This is a genomic window from Micrococcus sp. APC 4021, assembly GCF_030407635.1.
Taxonomy (GTDB): Bacteria; Actinomycetota; Actinomycetes; order Actinomycetales; family Micrococcaceae; genus Micrococcus; species Micrococcus luteus.
The window spans coordinates 1-991 of sequence record NZ_JASDCZ010000226.1 but is presented as its reverse complement, the minus strand read 5'-3'; the positions used below and the strand labels follow the sequence as shown (position 1 = coordinate 991).

The 991-nt window shown below is 73.8% G+C and carries 1 protein-coding gene; it reads right to left on the bottom strand.

From position 1 onward, the window contains the following. Nucleotides 1–886 (bottom strand): ferredoxin reductase (locus QL983_RS11320; RefSeq protein WP_290153072.1); only part of this gene is annotated, 886 nt, incomplete at its 3' end. Nucleotides 887–991 lie beyond the last annotated feature (105 nt).

Genomic DNA, 991 nt, shown 5'->3' with positions numbered 1-991 from the left:
CGCCGGCCTCCTCGGCCACGATCAGCAGCGGCACGTCACCGGGAGCGTCGGCCTCGGCGTCGGCGTGCTCGAACACCACGCGGCCGCCCGCGCCGGCCACGCCCGCCGCGAAGTCCGCACGGAAGCGCTCGATGCGCAGGTCCTCGCCGGCCTCGCGCCGCCAGAGGTCCTCGGCGTCGTCGAGGAACTCGGCGGGGCCGCACGCGTAGGCGGCCCGGTCGCGCCAGTCGGGGCACAGGTCCTCGAGCTCGGCGGGGGAGGACAGGTCCAGGCGGCCCTCGTCCGCGGTGTGGCGGTGCACCACGCGCAGGCCCGGGAACTGGTCGGCCAGCTCGGCGAGCTCCTCGCGGAACAGGGCGTCCTCGGGGGTGCGGGAGGAGTGGATGAGCACGACGTCGGCGTCCGCGCGGGCCGGCACGAGCGTGCGGATCATGGACATCACCGGGGTCAGGCCCGAGCCGGCCGTGAGCATCAGCAGGGCGCGCGGCTCGTCCGGGAGGGTGAAGTCGCCCTCGGGGACGTCGAGGAACAGGACGTCGCCGGGCTTCGTGCGGCGCACGAGCGTGCCGGAGACGAGGCCGATGTCGGACACCGTGATCTCGGGGTCGGCGCCCGCGGGAGCGGAGAGCGAGTAGGAGCGCCACTGGCGCACGCCGTCCACGTCCACCCCGATGCGGGCCCACTGGCCGGCGTCGTGGGCCCGCCAGCCCGGGCCCGGGCGGAAGGCGATGGTGGCGGTGCCGGGCGTCTCGCGCGTCACGGAGGTGACCACGCCGCGCAGCTGCCGCGAGGAGTGCACGGGGTCGAGCAGGCTGAGGACGTCCTGCGGGGCGAGCGGGTGCAGGAGCGTCGACGCCAGACGGGAGAACAGAGACGGGCCGACCATGGCTCCAGTCTATGGCTCGGCATGCCGCAGTTCTTCGTCTTCAGCGTACGATCTGGGCCATCACTTCATCGCGAGGAGACAAGATTGAGTGTGACGCAGACCACC